A 22,354-nucleotide genomic window follows, 5' to 3' on the forward strand; every position below is an offset into this window, starting at 1 on the left:
TTGTTGATTCCGTAGAGCGGAAAATAGGAGGGTGTGGGATGGGTCAGGGCCAGCAGGAGCAGGTGGCGACGAGCCTCGCGGGAGCCGTCAGCGAGGAGATCAGCGCCTCCCTCGCGCCGGTCGACGCCGAACTGGAGCGCCGCTACCCCGGAGACCCCGGCACCCGCCAGCCCGTGCACACCGTCTACGTCCCCGGTGACGTCTTCGCCGCCGACACCGTCCGCTCCTGGGGTGAGAAGGCCCGCACGGCCCTCGACACCCACGCCCCGGACGCCGCTTCCTTCGCCGCCGTCCTCGGGCTGTCCGACGAACTCGCCGAGCCCGTCCACGCGCGCGTGCGGGCCAAACTGGAGCACGAGCCGATCGAGGACCTGCGCGTCGACTTCGAGGACGGCTACGGCCCGCGCCCGGACGCCGAGGAGGACGAGACGGCGGCCCGCGCGGCCCGGCTGATCGCCGAGGCGTACAAGAACGGCACGGCGGCGCCGTACATGGGCATCCGCGTGAAGTGCATGGAGGCGGCGGTCCGGGACCGGGGCATCCGGACCCTCGACGTCTTCCTCACCGGCCTGATGGCCGCCGGCGGCCTGCCCGAGGGGCTGGTGCTGACCCTGCCGAAGGTGACCTACGCCGAGCAGGTCACCGCGTTCGCCCGGCTCCTGGAGGCCTTCGAGAAGACCCACGGCCTGGACTCCGGCCGGCTCGGGTTCGAGATCCAGATCGAGACCAGCCAGTCCATCCTCGCCACCGACGGCACCGCCACCGTCGCCCGCATGATCCGGGCCGCCGAGGGCCGCGCCACCGGACTGCACTACGGCACCTTCGACTACAGCGCCTGCCTCGGGGTCTCCGCCGCCTACCAGGCCAGCGACCACCCCGCGGCCGACCACGCCAAGGCGATCATGCAGGTCGCGGCCGCGGGCACCGGCGTACGGGTCTCGGACGGCTCCACGAACGTCCTGCCGGTCGGGCCCACGGCCAAGGTCCACGACGCCTGGCGGCTGCACTACGGCCTGACGCGCCGGGCCCTGGCCCGCGCCTACTACCAGGGCTGGGACATGCACCCCGGCCACCTCCCCACCCGCTACGCGGCCGTGTTCGCCTTCTACCGCGAGGGCTTCGAGCAGGCGGCCGACCGACTCGCCCGGTACGCCAACCGGGCCGGCGGCGACGTCATGGACGAGCCCGCCACCGCCAAGGCGCTCAGCGGCTATCTGCTGCGCGGTCTCGACTGCGGCGCCCTGGACATCGGTGAGGTCGCGCGGCTGACCGGTCTGACCCGGGCCGACCTGGAGGGCTACGCGGCGCCCCGGCGCGGTGACCTGACCGCCTCCGCGAAATAGCCTCCGCGAGACAGCCTTCACGAAACGTCTCCACGAGATCATCTCCACGAAGTGGCGGAAGACGTAGCGGCCCTGTCACAGTCGCAACCACCGGCTGGAGTTGTCACTCCTGCCCGTAGTCTGTACCGCACGCATTGACGTGTCACAGGAACGGGGCAGCGGTGTCTTCGGGGGAGACCAGGGGAAAGGGCCAGGACGACGAGACCGGTCGGCTGCTGGCCGGGCGTTATCGTGTCGTGGCCCAGCTCGGGCGCGGCGGTATGGGCGTGGTCTGGCGGGCCGTGGACGAGGTCCTCGGCCGTGAGGTCGCCGTCAAGGAACTGCGGACCTACACCGACGCCGACGGCCCCGAACTCGCCGATTTGCGGCTGCGGATGCAGCGCGAGGCGCGCGCGGCGGCCAGGGTCCGGCATCCCGGCGTCGTCGCGGTGCACGACGTGGCCGAGGTCGACGGACGCCCGCTGATCGTCATGGAGCTGGTCGAGGGCCCCTCCCTGGACCAGGTGCTGCGCAAGCAGGGCACTCTCGACCCGCGGGAGGCGGCCGGCATCGGCGCCAAGGTCATGGACGCCCTGGCCGCCGCCCACAAGGCGGGCGTACTGCACCGGGACGTCAAGCCCGGCAACATCCTGCTCGACCGCTCCGGCCGCGTCCTGCTCACCGACTTCGGCATCGCCACCATGGACGACCCGGGCGACGGATCGGCCACCAGCCTCACCCGCACCGGCCACCTCGTCGGGTCCCTGGACTACATGGCGCCCGAGCGCGCCCAGGGCGGCGACCCGGGACCGGCCTCCGACGTGTGGGCCCTCGGTGCCACGCTGTACGCGGCTATCGAGGGGGCGTCGCCGTTCCGCCGTACGTCGACGTTCTCCACCCTCACCGCGATCGTCGGCGAACCGCTCCCCGAGTCCCACCGTGCCGGGCCCCTCGGCCCCGTGCTCCAGCGCCTGCTGGACAAGCGGCCCGAGGCCCGCCCGGGGGCCGAGGAGGCGCGCGAACTGCTGCAGGCGGTGGCGGACGGCGCCGAGGCCGGGGCGGACAGCCCCACGACGACCTTGCGGGGTACGGCGGGACCGGCGGGGCAGACCGAGACCGTCCCCGACGTTCCGGCGGCGCCTGTTGCCACTGCCGGTGCGGCGTCGGCGGATCCGACGAGGCCGGCGTCGGCGCCGGAATCCGGATCGCAGGCGACGGAAGGGACCGAGCCGACTGCGGAGACCGGGCAGCAGCACGCCCGGGTTCAGCCTGCGGGGGGTGCTGCGGGGCAGGTCGAGGCCGCGGCCCCGGCGCCCTGGTGGTTGGGGTCCGCTGCCCAGGACGGTGCCGTGGGACAGGCCGGTTCGCCGGAGCAGGGCGTCGGTGCCCCTTCTCAAGGCGGCGGTCCGGGACCGTCCGCCGCTCCGCAGGGACCGTCGGCGCACAGCCACGAGCTGTCTCGCGACACGACCCCCATGGCTCCCTCCCGTACGCCCCGTCGCAACAGGCGCGTCCTGCTCGCCGCCGCGGCCGTCGCGGCCGTCCTCGCGGTGGCCGGCACGGCCGTCACGTTGATGAACAACTCGGGCAAGGCCGAAGCGGACGCCCGGCCGATCGCGTCCGGCACGAGCGCGCGGGCCTCCTCCGCCTCCGCCCGCACCGACGCCGACCCGTCAGGCAGCGCCGCGCTGACGGACGGGGAAGCCGAGAAGACCCCGAGCGCGAAGGAGACGCCGGGCAAGGACGGCAGCGCCAAACCCACGAGCCGTGCCTCCGCGTCCGGCAAGGCGCACTCCTCCGGCGGTGGCTCGGGTGGCGACGACGCGGGCGGCAGCGACTCAGGGAACGGCGGCGGCACGACCGGGGAAGGCGGCCCCAGTACCCCGGCACCGGCACCGGCCTGCACCGCCATCGGCGGCGGCAAGTACAACTGCACCGTCTGGAAGACCGCCAAGTCCTACACCGCCTCCGGCGCCGAGGCCGGTGTCCTCAACGCGGGCACCAACTACTTCTACTGCCAGTCGAACCTGGGCCGTCGCGAGACGTCCGGAGGGTGGACCAACGTGTGGTGGGCGAGGACGGACGACGACAGCGGCAACACCGGTGTCTACGTCAGCGACGTCTACATCAAGGGCGGGAACAACGACGAGCCGGTGCCGGGACTCCCGGTCTGCTGAACCGTCACGTACCGCTCCAGGCCGGACTCCGTGACCCGCTTCTCGTCGGCGAAGAGCCGGGTGCCCGCCGCGCACCGGTGCCGGTCGGCGCGGGCCCGTGCCACGAACTCCTCCGGTGTGACGCCGAACAGCTCCCGCAACCGGGCCGACCCCACGAGGAGTTCGGTCAGCAGCTCCCGCTGGCCGGGATGGGTGCGCGGAGCGCCGGTGCCGTCGTGCAGGACGCCGTGGCGGTTGACGTACGAGTGGACGCCGGGCAGCGTGACGCCGCCCGGGAGCTCGACCCGCACCTCGGGCGCGGGCAGCCAGGCCCGCCCGTAGTTGCCGTGCGGCAGGGGCACCCCCTCGCTCGCGTCGATCACCGCGAGCTGCTCGGCGTCCAGCCAGATGACGAACAACTCCCGGACGGCGTACGGCGCTTCGAAAGGTGACGCGGACACGTATCCCATGCGGCTCACGTGTGCGGAGACGCCCACGTCGACGCCGGTCACCCGTGCCTTCACCATCGGGACCGGTGAGGTGATCGCGAACTCGGCCATCTTGTGCCGCAGTTGTCCCGGACTGGCGTTGGAGCCGACCGCGAGGAGGGGGGAGCGGTCCTCGCGCCGCCACCGGTCCAGGGGCAGCGGCCCGGCCAGGGGCACCAGCCGGTCGCCGTCGAGCAGCGCGGAGTCCGCCGGCCAGGCGCCCGGGTACCGCAGCGGATGATCGCGAGGAGCCTCGGCCAGGCCGAGTGCCTTCAGTGTGAAGCCGTCCATGGCCGCTCAGTCCGCGGGCGGCAGCTCGCCCGAGCCCCGGGTGATCAGCCGCGTCGGCAGTTCGATCCGCTCCGGCGTCAGCAGCGTGCCGTCCAGCTGGCGGAACAGCCGCTCCGCGGCCGTACGTCCCAGCGTCGCCGCGTCCTGGGCGACGACCGTGACGCCCGGCTGGAGCAGATCGGCGAGTTCGATGTCGTCGAAGCCGACGAGGGCGACCCTGCGGGTGTGCTCGGCGAGGACCCGGATCACGGTGACGGTCACCCGGTTGTTGCCGGTGAAGATCGCGGTGACGGGGGAGGGGCCGGAGAGCATCTCCTCGGCTGCCCGGCGCACCCGCTGCGGGTCGGTGACCCCCAGCGACGTCCAGGCGTCCGCCACCTCGATGCCGGCGTCCTCCATGGCGGCCCGGTATCCGCGCAGCCGCTCGGCGGCCGTGTGGATGCGGGGCATGTCGCCGACGAAGCCGATCCGCCGGTGACCGTGGGCGATCAGGTGCGCCACGGCGTCGCGGGCCCCGCCGAAGTTGTCGGAGAGGACGACGTCGGCGTCGATCCGGCCCGCGGGACGGTCCACGAACACCGTGGCGACGCCTGCCTTCAGCTCGGGCTCCAGATAGCGGTGGTCGTTGCCGGCCGGGATCACCACCAGGCCGTCCACGCGCCGGGCGCACAGGGCCAGCACCAGCTCCTGCTCGCGCTCCGGGTCCTCGGCGCTGGAGCCGTTGATGAGCAGGGCGCCGTTGGCCCGGGCCACCTCCTCCACCGCGCGGCTGAGCGGGCCGTAGAACGGGTCGGCGAGGTCCTCCAGGACCAGGCCGATGCTGGCGGTGCGGCCCTTGCGCAGTACGCGCGCGCTGTCGTTGCGGCGGAAGCCGAGGGCCTCGATGGCCTCCCGGACCCGGTGTTCCGTCTCGGGGGTGACCCCTGCTTCGCCGTTGACCACGCGTGAGACCGTCTTGAGCCCGACGCCGGCTCGCGCGGCCACGTCCTTCATGGTCGGACGGTTGCCGTACCGGGTCGTGGAGAGGCGGTCTGCTCGGCTGTGGGTCTCGGGCACGATACGGCGTCCTGTCCTGTCGTCGACGGGGATGCGCTGGTCCATGATTTTGTATGAGGATGTGGCGTCGAGCATAGAGCCTGGACAACGTTGTCAGATGCGGGAGACACTGTCCACCGCAATCTGTCGGCCAGCGCCCCCACCGCGAGACCGGCCTGTCCATTCCTCAAGGTTGACCGGGGAGAACTGACACTGATGCACACCGACCTCGTGGCCGCGCTCGACATCGGCGGCACCAAGATCGCCGGAGCGCTGGTGGACGGCCACGGCCGGATCCTGCTCCGCGCCCAGCGCGCCACGCCGGCCCAGGAGGACGGCGAGAGCGTGATGCGTGCCGTCGAGGAGACCCTCGGCGAGCTCACGGACTCGCCGCTGTGGGGGCGCGCAGGTGCCCTCGGCATCGGCAGCGCGGGCCCGGTGGACGCCTCCACCGGCACCGTGAGCCCGGTGAACGTGCCGGGCTGGCGCGACTATCCGCTGGTCCGCAGGGTCCGGGAGGCGGCCGGCGGGCTCCCCGTGGAGCTGATCGGCGACGGGGTGGCCATCACGGCGGCCGAGCACTGGCAGGGGGCCGCGCGCGGGCACGACAACGCGCTGTGCATGGTCGTGTCGACCGGGGTCGGCGGCGGTCTGGTGCTGAACGGGCAGCTGCACGCAGGGCCCACCGGCAACGCCGGTCACATCGGGCACATCAGCGTCGACCTCGACGGTGACCCGTGCCCGTGCGGGGCGCGCGGCTGCGTGGAGCGCATAGCCAGCGGTCCGAACATCGCCCGGCGCGCGCTGGAGAACGGCTGGCGGCCCGGTCCCGACGGCGACACGTCCGCCGCCGCGGTGGCCGACGCGGCCCGGGGCGGCGATCCGGTCGCCGTGGCCTCGTTCGCCCGGGCGGCCCAGGCGCTGGCCGCCGGTATCGCGGCCACCGCGACCCTCGTGGAGATCGACATCGCGGTCGTCGGCGGCGGAGTCGGCAAGGCGGGCGATGTCCTCTTCGACCCCCTGCGCAAGGCGCTGGCCGACTACGCGACCCTGTCCTTCGTCCAGCGCCTGACGATCGTGCCCGCGCAGATGGGCACGGACGCCGGGCTGGTCGGAGCGGCCGCGGCGGCACTGGCGAAGCGGACCGACGCGGCCGCGGTGGTCTGACCGCGCCCGAGCCGACCGGTGCGAGAGAAACGTTCACGCGGCTGCCGGGTCCGGAGGCGGGCCCGGCAGCCGCGTGCGTACGGCGGCTCTCAGCAGCTCAACTGCGCGTCGCCCCAGTCGGCGTGGTCCGAGTCGATGCCGTCGCCGCCGTCGGTGACGACCAGCCGGACCAGCCGGGCGCCGGTGACGTCCGCGGTGAGCGGCCGGGCCGGCATGGCGTTGGTCAGGACACCGGTGGACGCCATCTTGGTGCCGTCCGCCCACACCTCGAAGGCGACCGTGCCGTTCGCGCCCTTCTCGTCGTCCACGCCGACCTGCGCGGTGACCGTCTCGCAGGCCGCGCCCGTGTAGTACTCGACGGAGCTCTCCGCGTGCACCCCGAGCCCCTTGGCGTACACGACCCCGCCGATGGTGATCGGGTGACCGTCACCCGCGGCGCTCTCCCCGTTGCTGGTGTTGCGTTCGACGGGACCGTAGCCGTTGGCGGCGGACAGCCACGGCAGATCGCCGAGGCCGGAGCTGCCCGAGGGCGGCGGGACCACCACGGTCGCGCTGAAGGGCAGCGTGCTGTCGACCCGGGCACCGGCCGGTGAGCGGTAACTCGCCTTGAGGATCAGGTCGTACGACCCCGTCGGCGTCCCCTCGGGAGCGGTGAGCGACCACTTCGTGCGCAGTGAGCGGCCTGTGGACAGGGCCGGGGCGGAGGTGGGCGACGTCGCCTTCACGGCCCAGCCCGCGGGGCCGGTCAGCCGTACGGAGACCTGCCTGGCCGGGGTGCGTCCGAGGTCGGTGACCGTGGTCGTCAGTGCGGCGGGCGTGCCGGCCTGGACCAAGGTACTGCCGTCCAGGCCGAGTTCGACGGCGGGCGGGTGCTGGGGCCACCTGCGGTCGGCGGCGACCCGTACGAGGACCGTTCCGTGTGCGGGAACGGTCGCCGAGATGGTGCCCGCGGTGTTGTAGCTCCGGTGCTGCCACAGGTCCCGCAGCGTGTACGCGTGGGTGTCGGGCAGGCCGACGGCCGCGGCGGTGGTGGCGATGCGCTGGGGGCTGCCCGACTCGTTGAACAGGGCGACCGCACGGCTGCCGTCCTGCATCTCCTTGGCGACCACCCAGCGCCCGCCCTCGGACGAGACCACGCCGCCCTGCTTGCCCAGCGGGTCCTGGTCGACGGCGATGACCTCCTTGTTCGACAGGATCTCGAAGGTCTCCGCGGAGGCCGAGCGCAGGTCGCTGCCGATGAGCAGGGGCGCGGCCATGACCGACCACATCGAGAAGTGCGAGCGGTACTCGGTGTCCGTCATGCCGCCGTTGCCGACCTCCAGCATGTCGGGGTCGTTCCAGTGGCCGGGCCCGGCGTGCGGCGCCAGCGGCAGGTTCTGCTTGAGGATCGACAGCATCGAGCCCCAGCTGTCGCTGATGTCGCCGGTGGTGCGCCACAGGTGGCCGACGTCCGAGGCCCACTCCCAGGGCTTGTTCTGGCCCCATTCGCAGATGCTGTAGACGATGGGTCTGCCGGTGGCTTTGAGGGCGTCGCGCATGGTCGTGTAGCGCAGCTTGGCGTCCACGCCCTGGTTGTTGCAGTTGTCGTACTTGAGGTAGTCGACGCCCCAGTCGGCGAACTGCTGGGCGTCGCTGTACTCGTGGCCCAGCGCGCCCGGGAAACCGACGCTGTCGCAGGTCTTGGTGCCCGCGCTGGTGTAGATGCCGAGCTTGAGCCCCTTGGAGTGCACATAGTCGGCGACGGCCTTGATCCCGTTCGGGAAGCGGACCGGATCCGGGACGAGTTTGCCGTCGGCGTCCCGGTTCGGCAGGGCCCAGCAGTCGTCGAGGTTGACGTACTGGTACCCGGCGTCCTTGAGGCCCTTGTCGACGAAGATGTCCGCGATCCCCTTGACCATGGACTCGTTGAACTCGGCACGGCAGTGGGTGGAGTTCCAGTTGTTGAAGCCCATGGGCGGGGTGAGGGCCAGGCCGTCGGCCAGGGCGGGTGAGCCCGTGCCCTCCTCGCCCGCGACGGCGGGAGCCGCCCCGGGCACCGCGAACGCCAGCACCGTGAGTGCGGCGACCATCCTTCGGCGGGTCGTGCGGGTGTGAAGGTGACGCATCATTACGTTCCTCCGAACCAGCGGAAGGTGTGATGACGGCATGTACGCGTCATCATGTGGGCGTTTACGTTAGAACGTGTTCGACTGTGGTGGAAGGGAGCGGCGCGGGGCAGGGCAGCGTGACCCATTCCGTCCGGTGCCGTTGATCAGGTCATGAAGAAGCGCAGCATGCTCGCCATCGCCTCCCTCGCCACCGGTTTCGTCGTCGCGGCGATCACTCCCTCGCACGCCCTGGGCGAGGAGCTCGATCACCTCGACGTCGACAAGACCCTCAGCACCCTCGATCACACCGTCGCCGGTGAGAGCCTGGACGGCCTGGACGGAACCGCCCTCGGACAGGACGGCTGACGAGGTTCGCACGACCCGGCGCCGGGGCCCCTCGTCCTGAGGGGCCCCGGCGCCGATTCGTGCGCCCTCATCTGCGGCTGGTTTCCGTGGCAGGGTGGAACGGGCAAGCCACAGGGGGCCAAACAGAAGAGGGGGAGTCCGTGATCGTCTGGATCAACGGCGCGTTCGGTGCGGGGAAGACCACCACCGCACGGGAACTGATCGAACTGATCCCGAACAGCACGCTCTTCGACCCCGAGGACATCGGCGCGGCGGTCGTGCGTCTGCTGCCGCCCAAGCACCTCGCCGAGGTCGGCGACTTCCAGGACCTGCCGATCTGGCGCCGACTGGTCATCGACACCGCGGCCGCGATGCTCGCCGAGCTCGGCGGGACCCTCGTGGTCCCGATGACCCTGCTGCGCCAGGAGTACCGTGACGAGATCTTCGGCGGCCTCGCCGCTCGCCGGATCGCTGTGCACCACATTCTCCTCGCCCCGGCGGAAACGATCCTGCGCGAGCGAATAGCCGGGCGGGAGACCCCGCCGACCCTGCCGCTCGGCGAAATCGGACAGGGGCACTGGGCGTACGACCGCATCGAGCCCTACCGGGCCGCCCTCGCCTCCTGGCTCGCCTCCGACGCCCATCTGATCGACACCGGTGCGCTCACCCCGTACGAGACGGCCGCCCGCATCGCCGAGGGCCTCGGCGCCGGGACGGTGCCCGTGTGCGACATCGTGCAGACCCCCGAGCCCACCGGCGAGACCGTGGCCGCCGGGGTCCTCCTCTTCGACGAGCAGGACCGCGTGCTGCTCGTCGACCCCACGTACAAGGCGGGCTGGGAGTTCCCCGGCGGTGTCGTCGAGCGCGGTGAGGCGCCCGCGCGGGCCGGGATGCGCGAGGTCGCCGAGGAGACCGGCATCCGACTGGACGACGTACCGCGTCTCCTCGTCGTCGACTGGGAACCGCCCGCCCCGCCCGGATACGGCGGACTGCGCCTGCTCTTCGACGGCGGGCGGCTCGGCTCCACCCGGGCGCAGGCTGTTCTGCTGCCGGGTCCCGAACTGCGCGGCTGGTGTTTCGCCAGCGAGGAGGAGGCCGCGGAACTGCTGCCGCCGGTGCGCTACGAGCGGTTGAGGTGGGCGCTGCGCGCCCGGGAGCGCGGGGCGGCGCTGTACCTGGAAGCCGGAATTCCGATCGGCTGAGATCCGGGGTGAGGCCCCGTCGGCACGCCGCCGACGGGGCCTCGCCATGTTCGAGACATGTTCGGTTCAGGCAAGCGGAGTGCGAGAACCCGCCAAGGGAATCGTCGCGATACCTCCATGCCAGAGCTAACGACAGTTCCCGCCCTCGTCAACCTTTGGCAAGGAGCCTAAACAATCCCCTTTTCGGTCATTCTCCGCCTTGACCGGCCTCTCGGCGTGTTGCGAAAGTCCGCTGAATCTCACGGCGCCGGCAACGGTCGGCGACCGACGCCTTTCCTTCAGGGGACAGCCTCATGCCGAGACCCCCGCGCCGACCCCAGCACATACCCGGGACGTCCGCACGATGACGACGCAACAGCAGCCGATGCCCGCCGACATCGGCACCACGCAAGCCGGTCGACCTTCGCCGGACCCGGGGAGCGACGGCACGGTCATCACCGGGCGCTCGCCCGCCCGGATGGCCTGGCGGCGCATCAGACGGGACAAGGTCACCCTGGCCGCGTTCGTGATCACGGTGCTCTTCATCCTGATCGCGCTGCTGGCCCCGGTCCTGACGGCGATCACCGGCTGGGGGCCGATCACCCCCGACGGCAAGGCGATCGACCCGGACACCGGCAACTTCCCGCGCGGGGCGCTGGGCGGCGTCAGCCTCACCCACCTGCTGGGGGTCGAACCGGGCACGGGCTTCGACCTGTTCGCCCGGATCGTCTACGGCCTGCGCACCTCGCTGTTCGTCGGCTTCGCCTCGGCCGTGCTGTCCACCGTCGTGGGTGTCGTGGCCGGCCTCGCGGCGGGGTACTCCGGCGGCTGGGTCGACTCCGTCCTCTCGCGGATCATGGACGTGATGCTGGCCTTCCCGCAGCTGCTGTTCATCATCGCGCTCACCCCGGTCATCCAGAACGCGATGCAGACCAACAGCCACGGCGGCACCGATGAGAACCTGCGGCTGCTGGTCCTCGTCCTGAACATCGCGGTGTTCGCCTGGGCCTACACCGCCCGGCTGGTACGCGGGCAGGTCCTGTCGCTGCGTGAGCGGGAGTTCGTCGACGCCGCGCGGATCATGAGCGCCGGGAAGTGGCACATCCTCTTCCGGCAGTTGCTGCCGAACCTGTGGGCGCCGGTCCTGATCTCCTTCGCGCTGGCCGTCCCGCAGAACATCACCACCGAGGCGGCCCTGTCCTACCTCGGCGTGGGTGTCATCCCGCCCAACCCGGACTGGGGGGCGCTCCTTTCGGACGCCTCCCAGTTCTTCCTCCAGGACCCCATGTACCTGTTCGTCCCCGGAGTCCTGCTGCTGATGCTCGTCCTGGCGCTGAACCTCCTCGGCGACGGCGTCCGGGACGCCCTGGATCCCCGCGCGGCCCGCGGCTGACGCGGTCCCCCTCAACACCGGTGCGAACGGCCCCACTTGAGCCGTCTCGCCGAGCCGTAGAAGAACGGAGTGTTACCTCATGACGCGCAGAAGGCGCTCGATCGCGCTCGCGGCCACCGCCGTGGCGATCGCCCTGGGGGCCACCGCATGCGGGGGCTCCTCCAGCACCACCGGCAGCGGTTCCCCGACCAAGGGCGGCACGCTGACCGTCCTCGACCACGCCGACTTCGACCACCTCGACCCGCAGCGCGTCTACACGACCGAGGGTTCGAGCATGGACCAGGAGCTCGTGCGCACCCTGACCGGCTGGGACGAGACCGGCTCCCAGCCCAAGCTCGTGGGCGACCTGGCCACCGACACCGGAACGCCCAGCAAGGGCGGCACCGTGTGGACCTTCCACCTGCGCAAGGGCGTCACCTGGCAGGACGGCACGGCGGTCACCGCGCAGGACGTCAAGTACGGCGTCGAGCGGACCTTCTCGCCCGACATCAACGGCGGCCCGCCGTACGCCAGTCAGTGGCTGGTCGGCGGCTCCTCCTACAAGGGGCCCTACTCGGGCAAGGAGCTCGCCTCCATCCGGACGCCGGACGCGTCCACCATCGTGTTCCAACTCGGCCAGCCCGTCGCGGACTTCAACCAGACGACCGCCATGCCCGGCTGGTCGGCGGTGCCCAAGGCACACGACACGGGCTCCACGTACGACACGCACGTCTGGTCGGACGGGCCGTACATGATTCAGTCGTACACCAAGAACAAGGAACTCGTCCTCGTCAAGAACACCCACTGGAAGCAGTCGACCGACCCGATCCGCCAGCAGAACGTCAACGAGATCGACGTGAAGCTCGGCCAGGACCAGTCCGCGATCGACCAGCAGATCAAGTCCGACGCCGGGACCGCCCAGACCTCGATCATGCAGTGGCCGATCGCAGGCTCCGATCTGACGACGATCTCCAGCGACCCCTCGCTGAAGTCACGTCTCTACAAGATCCCGGCCCCGGGCATCAACTACCTGGCCATCAACACCACCCGGGTCAAGGACCTGAAGGTCCGTCAGGCCATCGAGGACGCGATCGACAAGACCACCGTCCGCGGCGCGTTCGGCGGTTCGGCGTACGGCGACTACGCGAGCACCATGCTCAGCCCGGGTATCGGCGGCCACCAGAAGTTCAATCTCTACAGCACCAACCCCGCCGGGGACCTCACCAAGGCCCAAGCGCTGATGAAGCAGGCGGGCAACCCCAGGCTCACCATGTCGCTGGCGGTCGAGAACACCACGACCGAGGAGCACTTCGCCGACGCCGTGAAGACCTCGCTCGGCAAGATCGGCATCACCGTGAACATCACGCCGATCGACGCGGCGAACTACTTCAGCACCATCGACAACGTGAAGAACCAGTACGACCTCACCTGGGGCGACTGGATCGCGGACTGGCCGAACGCCTCGACCGTGCTGCCCGTGCTGTTCGACGGACGCCAGATCGCGAAGCTCCCGCAGTCCAACCAGGACCTGTCCTACCTCGACGACCCCGCGGTCAACGCGCAGATCGACAAGATCGCCAAGATGACCGACATCAAGCAGGCCGACGCCGCCTACGGCGCCCTGGACGAGCAGATCATGAAGGACGCCGCCGTGGTCCCGCTGATGTACATGAACTTCAGCGAACTGGCGGGCTCCAAGGTCGGCGGGGTCATCTCGGACCCCATCCTCGCCGAGCCCAGCCTGGTCCACGCCTACGTCAAGAGCTGACGCAGCCTTCCTCGGCCCGCCGGCGGTCCCCGGCCGGCGGGCTCCCCCTCTCACGTCAGGGTCCAGCACGACATGCTTCGTTACCTCATCCGGCGCCTGCTGGCAGCGGCGGCGATCCTGCTGGTGATCACCGTGATCACCTTCTTCATCTTCTTCGCGCTGCCCTCCGACCCCGCACTCCTGGCCTGCGGCAAGACCTGCTCGCCGTCCCGGCTGGCCGAGATCAAGCATTCGCTCGGGCTCGACCAGGGCTTCCTCACCCAGTTCTGGGAGTTCTTCAAGGGACTCTTCGTCGGCCGGGACTTCGGCGACCAGAGCGTGCGCGTGCACTGCGGCGCGCCCTGCCTCGGCATCTCCTTCCAGACCGACACCCCCGTCCTCAGCACCCTGCTGGGCGACTTCCCCGCAGACCTGTCGCTGGGCCTCGGCGCCGCGGTCTTCTTCCTGATCCTGGGCGTCGGCCTCGGCACACTCGCCGCGGTCCGCCGGGGGAAGGCGGCCGACAAGGCGGCGGTCGGGCTCGCCCTGCTCGGTGTCTCCGTGCAGATCTACTTCGTCGGACTGCTGCTGCTCTACCTGTTCGTCGACAAGTGGCAGATCCTGCCCGCCTCCGGCTACACCCCCATCACCCAGGACCCGAGCGCCTGGTTCCAGGGGCTGATCCTGCCGTGGGCCACCCTGGTCATCGTCTACCTCGCCCTGTACACCCGGCTCACCCGCTCCTCGATGCTGGAGGTCTTCGCCGAGGACTACATGCGCACCGCCCGGGCCAAGGGGCTGTCCACCGGCAAGGTCGTCCTCAAGCACGGCCTGCGGGCCGCGATCACCCCGATCATCACCATCTTCGGCATGGACGTCGGCTCGCTGATCGGCGGCTCCGCGGTCATCACCGAGTCGGTGTTCGGCATCAACGGCATCGGCAAGCTCGCGGTCGACTCGGTGCAGAACTCCGACCTGCCGGTCATCCTCGGCACCACGCTCTTCGCGGCCACCTTCGTCGTGCTCGCCAACGTGGTCGTCGACGTGGTCTACGGCCTCGTCGACCCCCGTGTCCGCCTCGTCTGAGCCCCTCACCGCAGCAAGGAAAGCCCGTGTCCCTCCTGACCTCACCCCAACCGGCGGCTGCCGATCCCGCGGCCGCCCCCTTCCTCGACGTACGGGACCTGCGGGTGCACTTCCCGACCGAGGACGGGATCGTCAAGTCCGTCGACGGCGTCTCCTTCACCCTGGAGAAGGGCAGCACCCTCGGCATCGTCGGCGAGTCCGGCTCGGGGAAGTCGGTCACCTCGCTGGCCCTGCTCGGGCTGCACAAGGGCACCCGCGCCGAGGTCTCGGGCGAGATCCGGCTGGACGGCCGGGAGTTGGTCTCCCTGCCCGAGCGGGACATGCGCGCGCTGCGCGGCCGGACGGTCTCCATGATCTTCCAGGACCCGCTGTCCGCCCTGCACCCGTACTTCACCGTCGGCGCCCAGATCGCCGAGGCCTACCGGGTCCACCACAAGGTCTCGAAGAAGGAGGCCAGGGAGCGGGCCGTGGAGATGCTGAAACGGGTCGGCATCCCGCAGCCCGAACGCCGGGTGCGGGACCACCCGCACCAGTTCTCCGGCGGTATGCGGCAGCGCGCGATGATCGCCATGGCGCTGGTCTGCGATCCCGAACTGCTCATCGCCGACGAGCCGACGACCGCCCTCGACGTCACCGTGCAGGCGCAGATCCTGGACCTGATCCGCGATCTTCAGGAGGAGTTCGGCTCCGCGGTCATCCTCATCACCCACGACCTAGGAGTGGTCGCCGACATCGCCGACGACATCCTGGTGATGTACGGCGGCCGCCGCATCGAGTACGGCACCGTGCACGACGTCCTCAAGGAGCCCCAGCACCCCTACACCTGGGGCCTGTTGGAGTCGATGCCGCAGATCACGGGTGATGTGGAGCGACGACTGAACCCGATCGCCGGTTCCCCGCCGAGCCTCATCAACCCGCCCGGCGGCTGCGCCTTCCACCCCCGCTGCACCTTCAAGGGCTGGGTGCCCGGCGGGCGTTGCGCGGTGGGGCGGCCCGAGCTGGTGGCGGTCCCCGGCACCGGCCGTCACCTCGCCGCCTGCCACCTCACCCCGGAGACCAGGCAAGAGATCCGCGTGCGTACGGCCGCCGGGGCGGCGCAGTGACCGCGGCGGACGAACAGGAGCAGCCCGTGAGCACCACCGAGCCCACCGCCGGGGAGCACCTGCTCGAAGTCACCGGCCTCACCAAGCACTTCCCGATCCGCCACGGCATCGTCTTCCAGCGGCAGATCGGGGCCGTGCACGCCGTCGACGGCATCGACTTCACGGTCGGCGCCGGGCAGTCGCTCGGCCTGGTCGGCGAGTCCGGCTGCGGCAAGTCGACGACCGGGCGGCTGGTGACCCGGCTGCTGGAACCCACGGCCGGAAAGGTGGTGTTCGACGGCGAGGACATCACCCACACCCCGGAGAACCGGATGAAGGAGGCCCGCCGGAACCTCCAGATGATCTTCCAGGACCCGTACTCCTCGCTCAACCCCCGGCACACGGTCGGCACGATCGTCGAGACACCGATGCGGCTCAACGGCATCAACCCGCCGCAGGGGCACAAGAAGCGGGCCCAGGAACTGCTGGAGACAGTCGGTCTCAGCCCCGAGCACTACAACCGCTACCCGAACGAGTTCTCCGGCGGTCAGCGCCAGCGCATCGGCATAGCCCGCGCCCTCGCCCTCAGGCCCAAGCTGATCGTGGCCGACGAGCCGGTGTCGGCGCTGGACGTGTCCATCCAGGCGCAGATCGTCAACCTGCTCCAGGACCTCCAGCGGGAGTTCGGGATCGCGTTCGTCTTCATCGCCCACGACCTCGCCGTCGTACGGCACTTCTGCGAGCGGGTCGCGGTGATGTACCTCGGCAAGATCGTCGAGGTCGCCGACCGGCAGACGCTGTACACGAGGCCGCGGCACCCCTACACCCACGCCCTGCTGTCCGCGGTTCCCGAGGCCGACCCGGACGGGACCCGGCGGCGCGAGCGCATCCGGCTCGCCGGCGACGTGCCCTCACCGGTCGACCCGCCCTCCGGCTGCCGCTTCCGTACCCGCTGCTGGAAGGCCCAGGAGCGGTGCGCTCGGGAGGAGCCGCCGCTGGTGCGCCTGGCGGGCAACCCGGACGGCCACCTGACCGCCTGTCACTTCCCTGAGGAGCCGAGTGTCGAGGCCCGGGAGGAGGACATCGTGCTCGATCCGGCGCTGACGGCTTCGGGGGACAGCGCGTCGACCTCGGCGTGAGGGTACGGGGTGAGCCTGCTCTCCTGCTCCAGGCGCCGGTTGAAGTCCCCGACGACACTTGCGAGTCGGGCGTGGCGTGAGATGAGCGCGGCGGCGGCCCCGGGGATTGCCTCGGGGCGCTTGCCGTCGGCGCAGGCGCGGATGAAGTCCTCGCGGGCGTCCCGGGTGAGGCCGTACTGGTCGACGACCAGCCAGTGGACCAGGTAGGAGAGCGCGTAGGCGCGGTCGTAGCGCCGGTGGCTGTCGTAGAAGTCGCCTTCCGGGAGAGCGAGTTCGAAGCGGTCGGACAGGGCGAGCCCGAAGTCGGCCAGGTAGAGCTGTTGCCCGTCGGTGAGGATGTTGCGGAAGTGGGCGTCGAAGTGGGTGAGTTGCTGCTTCTGAAGGAAGTCGGTCACCGCTTCGAGGCCGTGTTCCACGAGGGCACAGGCCGAGTCGGCGTCATCCGAACGCAGCTGCTCGTGGAGCCAGGCGTGGAGGGTGCGGGGCTGGTACTCCAGAAACAGCGCCAGGCTCGTGGACGCGGTGCCCAGGGCCTCGATGCGCTCACGGCCGCCGCCCCAGTAGGCCACGGCGCCTTCCACATCGGCCAGTTCCTCGGGAAGCCGCTGATGCGCGTCGGGCAGGACACGCCAGTGGTGCAGCAGCGGAAAGCCCGGGAAGGCCTCGGCACGCACCCAGTTGGTCGTCATCTCGTGGGCGGCCAGTTCGCGCCAGGCGCCGAAGCCGGGGCTGCCGACGGCGCCGATGCCGTAGTGGCAGTGGGCCGGCACGTCGAAGACGTTCGCGGTGGATCGGACGTGGTCCGGGTGGAGTTCGGCGTCGGTGAGCGGCACCCGCTTCACGAACACCCTCACGCCGTCCACCTCCAGCAGTGTCGCCCGACCGCCGATCCCGTTGCCGGCGGGGGTGCCGGACGCCACGAGCTCCGCGAGGTCGCGGTCGCTCAGGAGGGCGAGGGCGGTGGCGGTGTCGGCGTGGCTGCGGAGACGCGCGGGGGAGACCATGACCCCATGATCGGTCCTCCGTGGCCACAGCACGTGATGCTCGCTCCGATGGCCGCCAACTGTGCGAAGGAGTGCAGCAGCTGGGCCCGGTCGACGTTGAACACCCCGGGCATCACCGTGCCGTCCACCGGGGACGCGGCCACCGAGTCCCCGGTGAACAGCACCCCGTCTGCGGTCAGATGCAGGGCCACGCTGCCCGGCGTGTGACCCGGGACGTGGACGACCCGCGCCCCGCCGCCGAAGTCGAGCTGATCGCCGTCGCGCAGCTCGGTGACCTCGGACGGCCTCGCGAACTCGCCCTGCGGCAGATGCCGTAGCGCTTCCGCGTGCAGCGGGCGTTCCCAGTCCTCGAACACCGGGGGCGGGCCCGGTACTTCGCCTCGTACGGCGGGCGCGTCCAGCCGGTGCGCCAGTACCTCGGCGCCGGTCATCGCGGCCAACTCGCCCGCCCCGCCCACGTGGTCCTCGTGGAAGTGGGTGAGCACGATCCGTCGTAGGCGCCCTTCGACCCGGGTGGCGATCGCGGCGGCGGAACCCGCAGGACCGGCGTCGATCAACGTCGCCTCGTCGCCGTCGCGCCAGAGATAGGCCTGGCCGACCGGGAACCGCAGGAGGTGGAGGCGGGGGAGGAGTTCGATGACGTCCATGGGACGACCGTAGAAAGGCCCCCGTCCGGGGACGAGGGCCTTCTGCCGACAGCAGAGCCGTCGGATCAGCTCGCCGCGTAGTTGCGCAGGAACAGGGCCTCGGCCACCGACAGGCGCTCCAGCTCCTCCGGGGAGACGCTCTCGTTCACGGCGTGGATCTGGGCCTCCGGCTCGCTCAGGCCGATGAGGAGGATCTCGGCGTGCGGGTAGAGCGCCGCGAGGGTGTTGCACAGGGGGATGGAGCCACCCTGACCGGCGTACTGCATCTCCTGGCCCGGGTAGGCCACCGTCATCGCCTCGGCCATCGCCGCGTACGCCGGACTGGTCGTGTCCGCGCGGAACGGCTGGCCCTGGCCGATCTGCTCGGTGCGCACCCGCGCACCCCACGGCGTGTGCCTCTCCAGGTGCGCCTGGAGCAGCTTGGTCGCCTCGGCCGCGTCGATGCCCGGCGGCACCCGCAGGCTGACCAGTGCGCGGGCGCTCGCCTGCACGGACGGGGTGGCGCCGACGACCGGCGGGCAGTCGATGCCGAGGACCGTCACGGCCGGGCGGGCCCAGATGCGGTCGGCGACCGTGCCGTCACCGATCAGCTCCACGCCGTCCAGGACCTTGGCGTCCGCCCGGAACTGCTCCTCGTCGTACTGGAGGCCGTCCCAGGACGCGTCCGGCGTGAGCCCGTCGATCGTGGTCGTGCCGTCCTTCCCGCGCAGCGAGTCCAGTACCCGGATCAGCGCGGCCAGCGCGTCCGGGGCGGCGCCGCCGAACTGGCCCGAGTGGAGGTTGCCCGCGAGGGTGTCGACCTGCACGCGCATCATGGTCATGCCGCGCAGGGTGGCGGTGACCGTCGGCAGGCCGACGCGGAAGTTGCCCGCGTCGCCGATGACGACGGTGTCCGCCTCCAGAAGGGCGGGATGTTCCTCGGCGTACCGCTCAAGGCCCCCGGTGCCCTGCTCCTCCGAGCCCTCGGCGATGAACTTGACGTGGACCGGCACCCCGCCGTTCGCCTTGAGGGCGCGCAGCGCGAGCAGGTGCATGATCACACCGCCCTTGCAGTCGGCGGCCCCGCGCCCGTACCAGCGGCCGTCGCGCTCGGTGAGCTCGAAGGGCGGGGTCGTCCAGCCGGCCTCGTCCAGCGGAGGCTGCACGTCGTAGTGGGCGTACAGGAGGACGGTCTTCGCGCCCTCCGGGCCGGGCAGGTAGCCGTACACGGACTGGGTGCCGTCCGGGGTGTCGAGCGGGGCCACGTCCTGGAATCCCTCGGCGGTGAGCGCGTCCGCGACCCAGCGGGCGGCGGCCTCGCTCTCGCTCTTCGGGAACTGGTCGAAGTCCGCCACCGACTTGAACGCCACCAGTTCGGCGAGCTCCGCCCGTGCGCTCGGCATCAGCGAGGCGACGGTCTCGGCGACCGGATTCGACGACATGGGCACGCTCCTTGTGGGTGCGACGTTGTACCTGTGAGTGCCGTAGATCCTCCCACAGTGGTCTGTGGGCGGCCCCGCCGTAGGATGCGGGAGACAGGTGCGGCAACGGCTTGATCGGGAGCAGCAGACCATCGTGAGCAGCGAGAACTCTTCCGCGGACGACTCTTCGGCGGACGGCGTGCAGGACGGCGTGCAGGACGACGCGCAGCGGGTGTGGGACGTCGTCGTGGTGGGCGCGGGACCCGCGGGCGCCTCGGCCGCCTATGCGGCGGCGGTCGCGGGACGGCGCGTGCTGCTGCTGGAGAAGGCCGAGCTGCCGCGCTACAAGACCTGCGGCGGCGGCATCATCGGTCCCTCGCGGGACGCGTTGCCGCCCGGCTTCGAGCTGCCGTTCCGGGACCGGGTGCACGCGGTCACCTTCTCGAACAACGGCCGCTTCACGCGGACCCGGCGCTCCAGGCAGATGCTGTTCGGGCTGATCAACCGGCCCGAGTTCGACCAGCAGCTCGTCGAGCACGCCCAGAAGGCGGGCGCCGAGCTGCGCACCGGTGTCACCGTGCAGCGCGTCGAGCAGCACGGTTCGGCGGTGCCCGACCGGCGTACGGTCGCCGTGCTCCTCCAGGGCGGCGCGACGGTGCTCGCGCGGGCGGTCGTCGGGGCCGACGGCAGCGCCAGCCGGATAGGCGCGCATGTCGGGGTGAAGCTCGACCAGGTGGATCTCGGCCTGGAGGCGGAGATCCCGGTGCCGGAGACCGTCGCCGAGGACTGGAAGGGGCGGGTGCTCATCGACTGGGGCCCGATGCCCGGCAGTTACGGCTGGGTCTTCCCCAAGGGGGACACCCTGACGGTCGGGGTGATCTCCGCGCGGGGTGAAGGTGCGGCCACCAAGCGGTACCTGGAGGACTTCATCGGGCGGCTCGGCCTCGCCGGGTTCGAACCGAGCATCTCCTCCGGCCACCTGACCCGCTGCCGTGCCGACGACTCGCCGCTCTCGCGCGGGCGGGTCCTGGTGTGCGGTGACGCGGCGGGGCTCCTGGAGCCGTGGACCCGCGAGGGCATCTCCTTCGCACTGCGTTCGGGGCGGCTCGCGGGGGAGTGGGCGGTGCGGATCGCGGAGGCCCATGACGCGGTGGACACCCGGCGCCAGGCGCTGAACTACGCGTTCGCCGTCAAGGCGGGGCTCGGTGTCGAGATGAGCGTCGGCAAGCGGATGCTGACCGCGTTCGAGCGCCGCCCCGGCCTGTTCCACGCGGCGCTGACGGGTTTCCGGCCCGCGTGGAACGCGTTCCGGGAGATCACCCAGGGCGCGACCTCGCTGGGCGAGCTCGTCCGGGGCCGGCCGATGGCCCAGCGGGCGCTGGCCGCGCTGGACCCGCGTCCCGCCGGGGCCCCCGAGGGCGGGGAGGTCAGCTCTTGACCGTGATGCGGAAGACGGGGTGGTCGGGCGCGATGCGGCGCAGGTCGGCGTCGGGGGAGTCCGGGCCGACCCCGTTGAAGAAGACGCCGACCTCGGCCTTCCAGCGCTTGAGGTAGGCGCGCAGGAGCGGGACCTTGTCGTCGTCGCCCACCTCGGTCGCGGTGAAGGCCTCCACGCGTTTGCCGAGGTGCAGTTCGCCGCCGCCGGCCGCGCGCATGTTGTGCGTCCACTGGACATGGCCGCGCGGAGCCACCAGGTACTGCCGGCCGTCCACCGTCAGCAGGTTCACCGGGGTGGTCCGCCACTCTCCGCTCTTGCGGCCGCGGACCGCCAGGACACGGGAACCCCAGACGCTGAGGCCACGGCGGGTGAGCCAGGCCACCATGCGGTTGAAGACGTTGACCGTGAACCAGCCGGGCTTCTGGACGTGCGTGGACACGAGGACCCCCATTGTTTGAGAGAGCGGTGCTCTCGCTTTCGGTGGTACCAGTCTGCACGGATCGGCTACCTAAAGCAAGAGCAGTGCTCTCGATTGTGTGCACTGCTCTCGCGTCTGTGGAACACTGATCCGTATGAGCACCGCACAAGGAGCCCGGGCCCGTGCCCGGATCGAAGTCACCGCCGCCATCAAGGACGAGGCGCGCCGGCAGCTCGCGGCGGAGGGCGCGGCGAAGCTCTCGCTGCGGGCCGTCGCACGTGAGCTGGGGATGGTCTCCTCGGCGCTGTACCGTTACTTCCCGAGCCGTGACGACCTGCTCACCGCGCTGATCATCGACGCGTACGACTCCCTGGGAGAGAGCGCGGAACGGGCGCACGAGCCTGTCGCGCAGGCGGCCCCGCAGGAGCGCTGGGTCGCGGTGTGCGAAGCCGTCCGCCGCTGGGCGCTCGGCCATCCGCACGAGTACGCCCTGATCTACGGCTCTCCCGTCCCCGGCTACACCGCACCGCAGACCACCGTCCCGCCCGCCGCCCGCGTCGGCCTCCTCCTGATCGGCATCGTCCGCGACGCCCACGGCGGTCCGGGCGGCCTGGCGGAGCTGCCCGCAGTGCCCGAAGACCTGCGCGCCGAGGCCGACCGCATCGCCGCCGACCTCGCCCCGGACCTCCCGGCCCCGGCGGCCGCGGCTCTGGCGGCGGCCTGGGCCCAGCTCTTCGGCCTGGTCGGCTTCGAACTCTTCGGCCAGTTCCACCGGGTGGTGCAGGAGCGGGAACCGTTCTTCCGGCATGCGGTGCGGCAGCTGGGGCGAGGCGTGGGGCTCCGGTAGGGAGTGTCCGGCGAGGCCGTGACCACACCGGGTCCCGCTGCCGCCGACGTACTTCGCCGGGAGTAGGCGTGATCACCACGCTCGGGGGACGTCCTGGCCCGG

At 71.2% G+C, this 22,354-nt stretch carries 19 protein-coding genes; 12 read left to right on the forward strand and 7 right to left on the reverse strand.

Translation table 11 applies throughout. The annotated features are described in order from the left end of the window. The first annotated feature begins 38 nt into the window (after nt 1–38). Nucleotides 39–1,343 (forward strand): DUF6986 family protein, encoded by a 1,305-nt coding sequence (locus RKD20_RS40110; RefSeq protein ID WP_424881982.1) that lies wholly within the window; start codon nt 39–41, stop codon nt 1,341–1,343. Between the two features lie 161 nt (nt 1,344–1,504). Next, a complete protein-coding gene (locus tag RKD20_RS40115) occupies nt 1,505–3,499 on the forward strand; it encodes a protein kinase domain-containing protein (RefSeq protein WP_424881983.1) in 1,995 nt (664 codons plus the stop codon). Here RKD20_RS40115 and RKD20_RS40120 read toward each other — a convergent pair. After that, the gene (locus tag RKD20_RS40120; RefSeq protein WP_424881984.1) at nt 3,445–4,257 is read right to left on the reverse strand and encodes a hypothetical protein; all 813 of its coding nucleotides are present in this window, start codon (nt 4,255–4,257) and stop codon (nt 3,445–3,447) included. The genes RKD20_RS40115 and RKD20_RS40120 overlap by 55 nt on opposite strands. A 6-nt stretch (nt 4,258–4,263) precedes the next feature. After that, on the reverse strand, nt 4,264–5,313 hold the full coding sequence (locus tag RKD20_RS40125; RefSeq protein ID WP_424883432.1) for a LacI family DNA-binding transcriptional regulator: 1,050 nt from the start codon (nt 5,311–5,313) through the stop codon (nt 4,264–4,266). 195 nt (nt 5,314–5,508) lie between these two features. On the opposite strand from RKD20_RS40125, the gene RKD20_RS40130 reads away from it, so the two are divergent. Beyond that, nucleotides 5,509–6,459 (forward strand): ROK family protein, encoded by a 951-nt coding sequence (locus RKD20_RS40130; RefSeq protein WP_424881985.1) that lies wholly within the window; start codon nt 5,509–5,511, stop codon nt 6,457–6,459. Nucleotides 6,460–6,548: 89 nt separating this feature from the next. Here the strand turns inward: RKD20_RS40130 and RKD20_RS40135 are convergent, their stop codons facing one another. Continuing rightward, on the reverse strand, nt 6,549–8,564 hold the full coding sequence (locus RKD20_RS40135) for an NPCBM/NEW2 domain-containing protein (protein ID WP_424881986.1): 2,016 nt from the start codon (nt 8,562–8,564) through the stop codon (nt 6,549–6,551). 153 nt (nt 8,565–8,717) lie between these two features. Between RKD20_RS40135 and RKD20_RS40140 the strand changes: the two genes are divergently transcribed. The 7 genes from RKD20_RS40140 (at nt 8,718) to RKD20_RS40170 (ending at nt 16,498) form a co-directional block, all read left to right on the forward strand. After that, entirely contained in the window at nt 8,718–8,912 is a 195-nt protein-coding gene (locus tag RKD20_RS40140) for a hypothetical protein (protein WP_391172630.1), read from the forward strand. 140 nt (nt 8,913–9,052) lie between these two features. After that, nucleotides 9,053–10,093 (forward strand): NUDIX hydrolase, encoded by a 1,041-nt coding sequence (locus tag RKD20_RS40145; protein ID WP_424881987.1) that lies wholly within the window; start codon nt 9,053–9,055, stop codon nt 10,091–10,093. A gap of 343 nt (nt 10,094–10,436) precedes the next feature. Further along, complete coding sequence (locus tag RKD20_RS40150; protein ID WP_424881988.1) at nt 10,437–11,465, forward strand: ABC transporter permease; 1,029 nt, start codon at nt 10,437–10,439, stop codon at nt 11,463–11,465. A 79-nt stretch (nt 11,466–11,544) separates the two neighbouring features. Continuing rightward, nucleotides 11,545–13,212, forward strand: coding sequence for an ABC transporter substrate-binding protein (locus RKD20_RS40155; protein ID WP_424881989.1), 1,668 nt, complete (start codon nt 11,545–11,547; stop codon nt 13,210–13,212). A gap of 72 nt (nt 13,213–13,284) precedes the next feature. Continuing rightward, nucleotides 13,285–14,277 carry an ABC transporter permease gene (locus RKD20_RS40160; protein ID WP_424881990.1) on the forward strand — a complete coding sequence of 331 codons (993 nt, stop codon included), beginning with the start codon at nt 13,285–13,287 and terminating at the stop codon, nt 14,275–14,277. Nucleotides 14,278–14,303: 26 nt separating this feature from the next. Further along, entirely contained in the window at nt 14,304–15,380 is a 1,077-nt protein-coding gene (locus RKD20_RS40165; protein WP_424881991.1) for an ABC transporter ATP-binding protein, read from the forward strand. Beyond that, the gene (locus RKD20_RS40170; RefSeq protein WP_424881992.1) at nt 15,377–16,498 is read left to right on the forward strand and encodes an ABC transporter ATP-binding protein; all 1,122 of its coding nucleotides are present in this window, start codon (nt 15,377–15,379) and stop codon (nt 16,496–16,498) included. Before RKD20_RS40165 ends, RKD20_RS40170 begins: the two co-directional genes overlap by 4 nt. Here RKD20_RS40170 and RKD20_RS40175 read toward each other — a convergent pair. The 3 genes from RKD20_RS40175 to RKD20_RS40185 all read right to left on the reverse strand — a co-directional run bounded on the left by RKD20_RS40175 (nt 16,399) and on the right by RKD20_RS40185 (nt 19,570). Next, nucleotides 16,399–17,502 carry a protein kinase family protein gene (locus RKD20_RS40175; RefSeq protein WP_424881993.1) on the reverse strand — a complete coding sequence of 368 codons (1,104 nt, stop codon included), beginning with the start codon at nt 17,500–17,502 and terminating at the stop codon, nt 16,399–16,401. The two genes, RKD20_RS40170 and RKD20_RS40175, sit on opposite strands and share 100 nt — an antisense overlap. Beyond that, nucleotides 17,442–18,149 (reverse strand): MBL fold metallo-hydrolase, encoded by a 708-nt coding sequence (locus RKD20_RS40180; RefSeq protein ID WP_424881994.1) that lies wholly within the window; start codon nt 18,147–18,149, stop codon nt 17,442–17,444. Before RKD20_RS40180 ends, RKD20_RS40175 begins: the two co-directional genes overlap by 61 nt. A gap of 65 nt (nt 18,150–18,214) precedes the next feature. Further along, entirely contained in the window at nt 18,215–19,570 is a 1,356-nt protein-coding gene (locus RKD20_RS40185; protein ID WP_424881995.1) for a dipeptidase, read from the reverse strand. A gap of 133 nt (nt 19,571–19,703) precedes the next feature. Here RKD20_RS40185 and RKD20_RS40190 point away from each other — a divergent pair, with 133 nt between their 5' ends. Further along, on the forward strand, nt 19,704–20,987 hold the full coding sequence (locus tag RKD20_RS40190) for a geranylgeranyl reductase family protein (protein ID WP_424881996.1): 1,284 nt from the start codon (nt 19,704–19,706) through the stop codon (nt 20,985–20,987). Here RKD20_RS40190 and RKD20_RS40195 read toward each other — a convergent pair. Further along, nucleotides 20,977–21,426, reverse strand: coding sequence for a nitroreductase family deazaflavin-dependent oxidoreductase (locus RKD20_RS40195; protein WP_424881997.1), 450 nt, complete (start codon nt 21,424–21,426; stop codon nt 20,977–20,979). The two genes, RKD20_RS40190 and RKD20_RS40195, sit on opposite strands and share 11 nt — an antisense overlap. 133 nt (nt 21,427–21,559) lie before the next feature. On the opposite strand from RKD20_RS40195, the gene RKD20_RS40200 reads away from it, so the two are divergent. Then, the gene (locus RKD20_RS40200; protein ID WP_424881998.1) at nt 21,560–22,252 is read left to right on the forward strand and encodes a TetR/AcrR family transcriptional regulator; all 693 of its coding nucleotides are present in this window, start codon (nt 21,560–21,562) and stop codon (nt 22,250–22,252) included. The last annotated feature ends 102 nt before the right edge of the window (nt 22,253–22,354 follow it).

The organism is Streptomyces sp. SLBN-8D4 (assembly GCF_049739545.1).
Lineage (GTDB): Bacteria > Actinomycetota > Actinomycetes > Streptomycetales > Streptomycetaceae > Streptomyces > Streptomyces canus_C.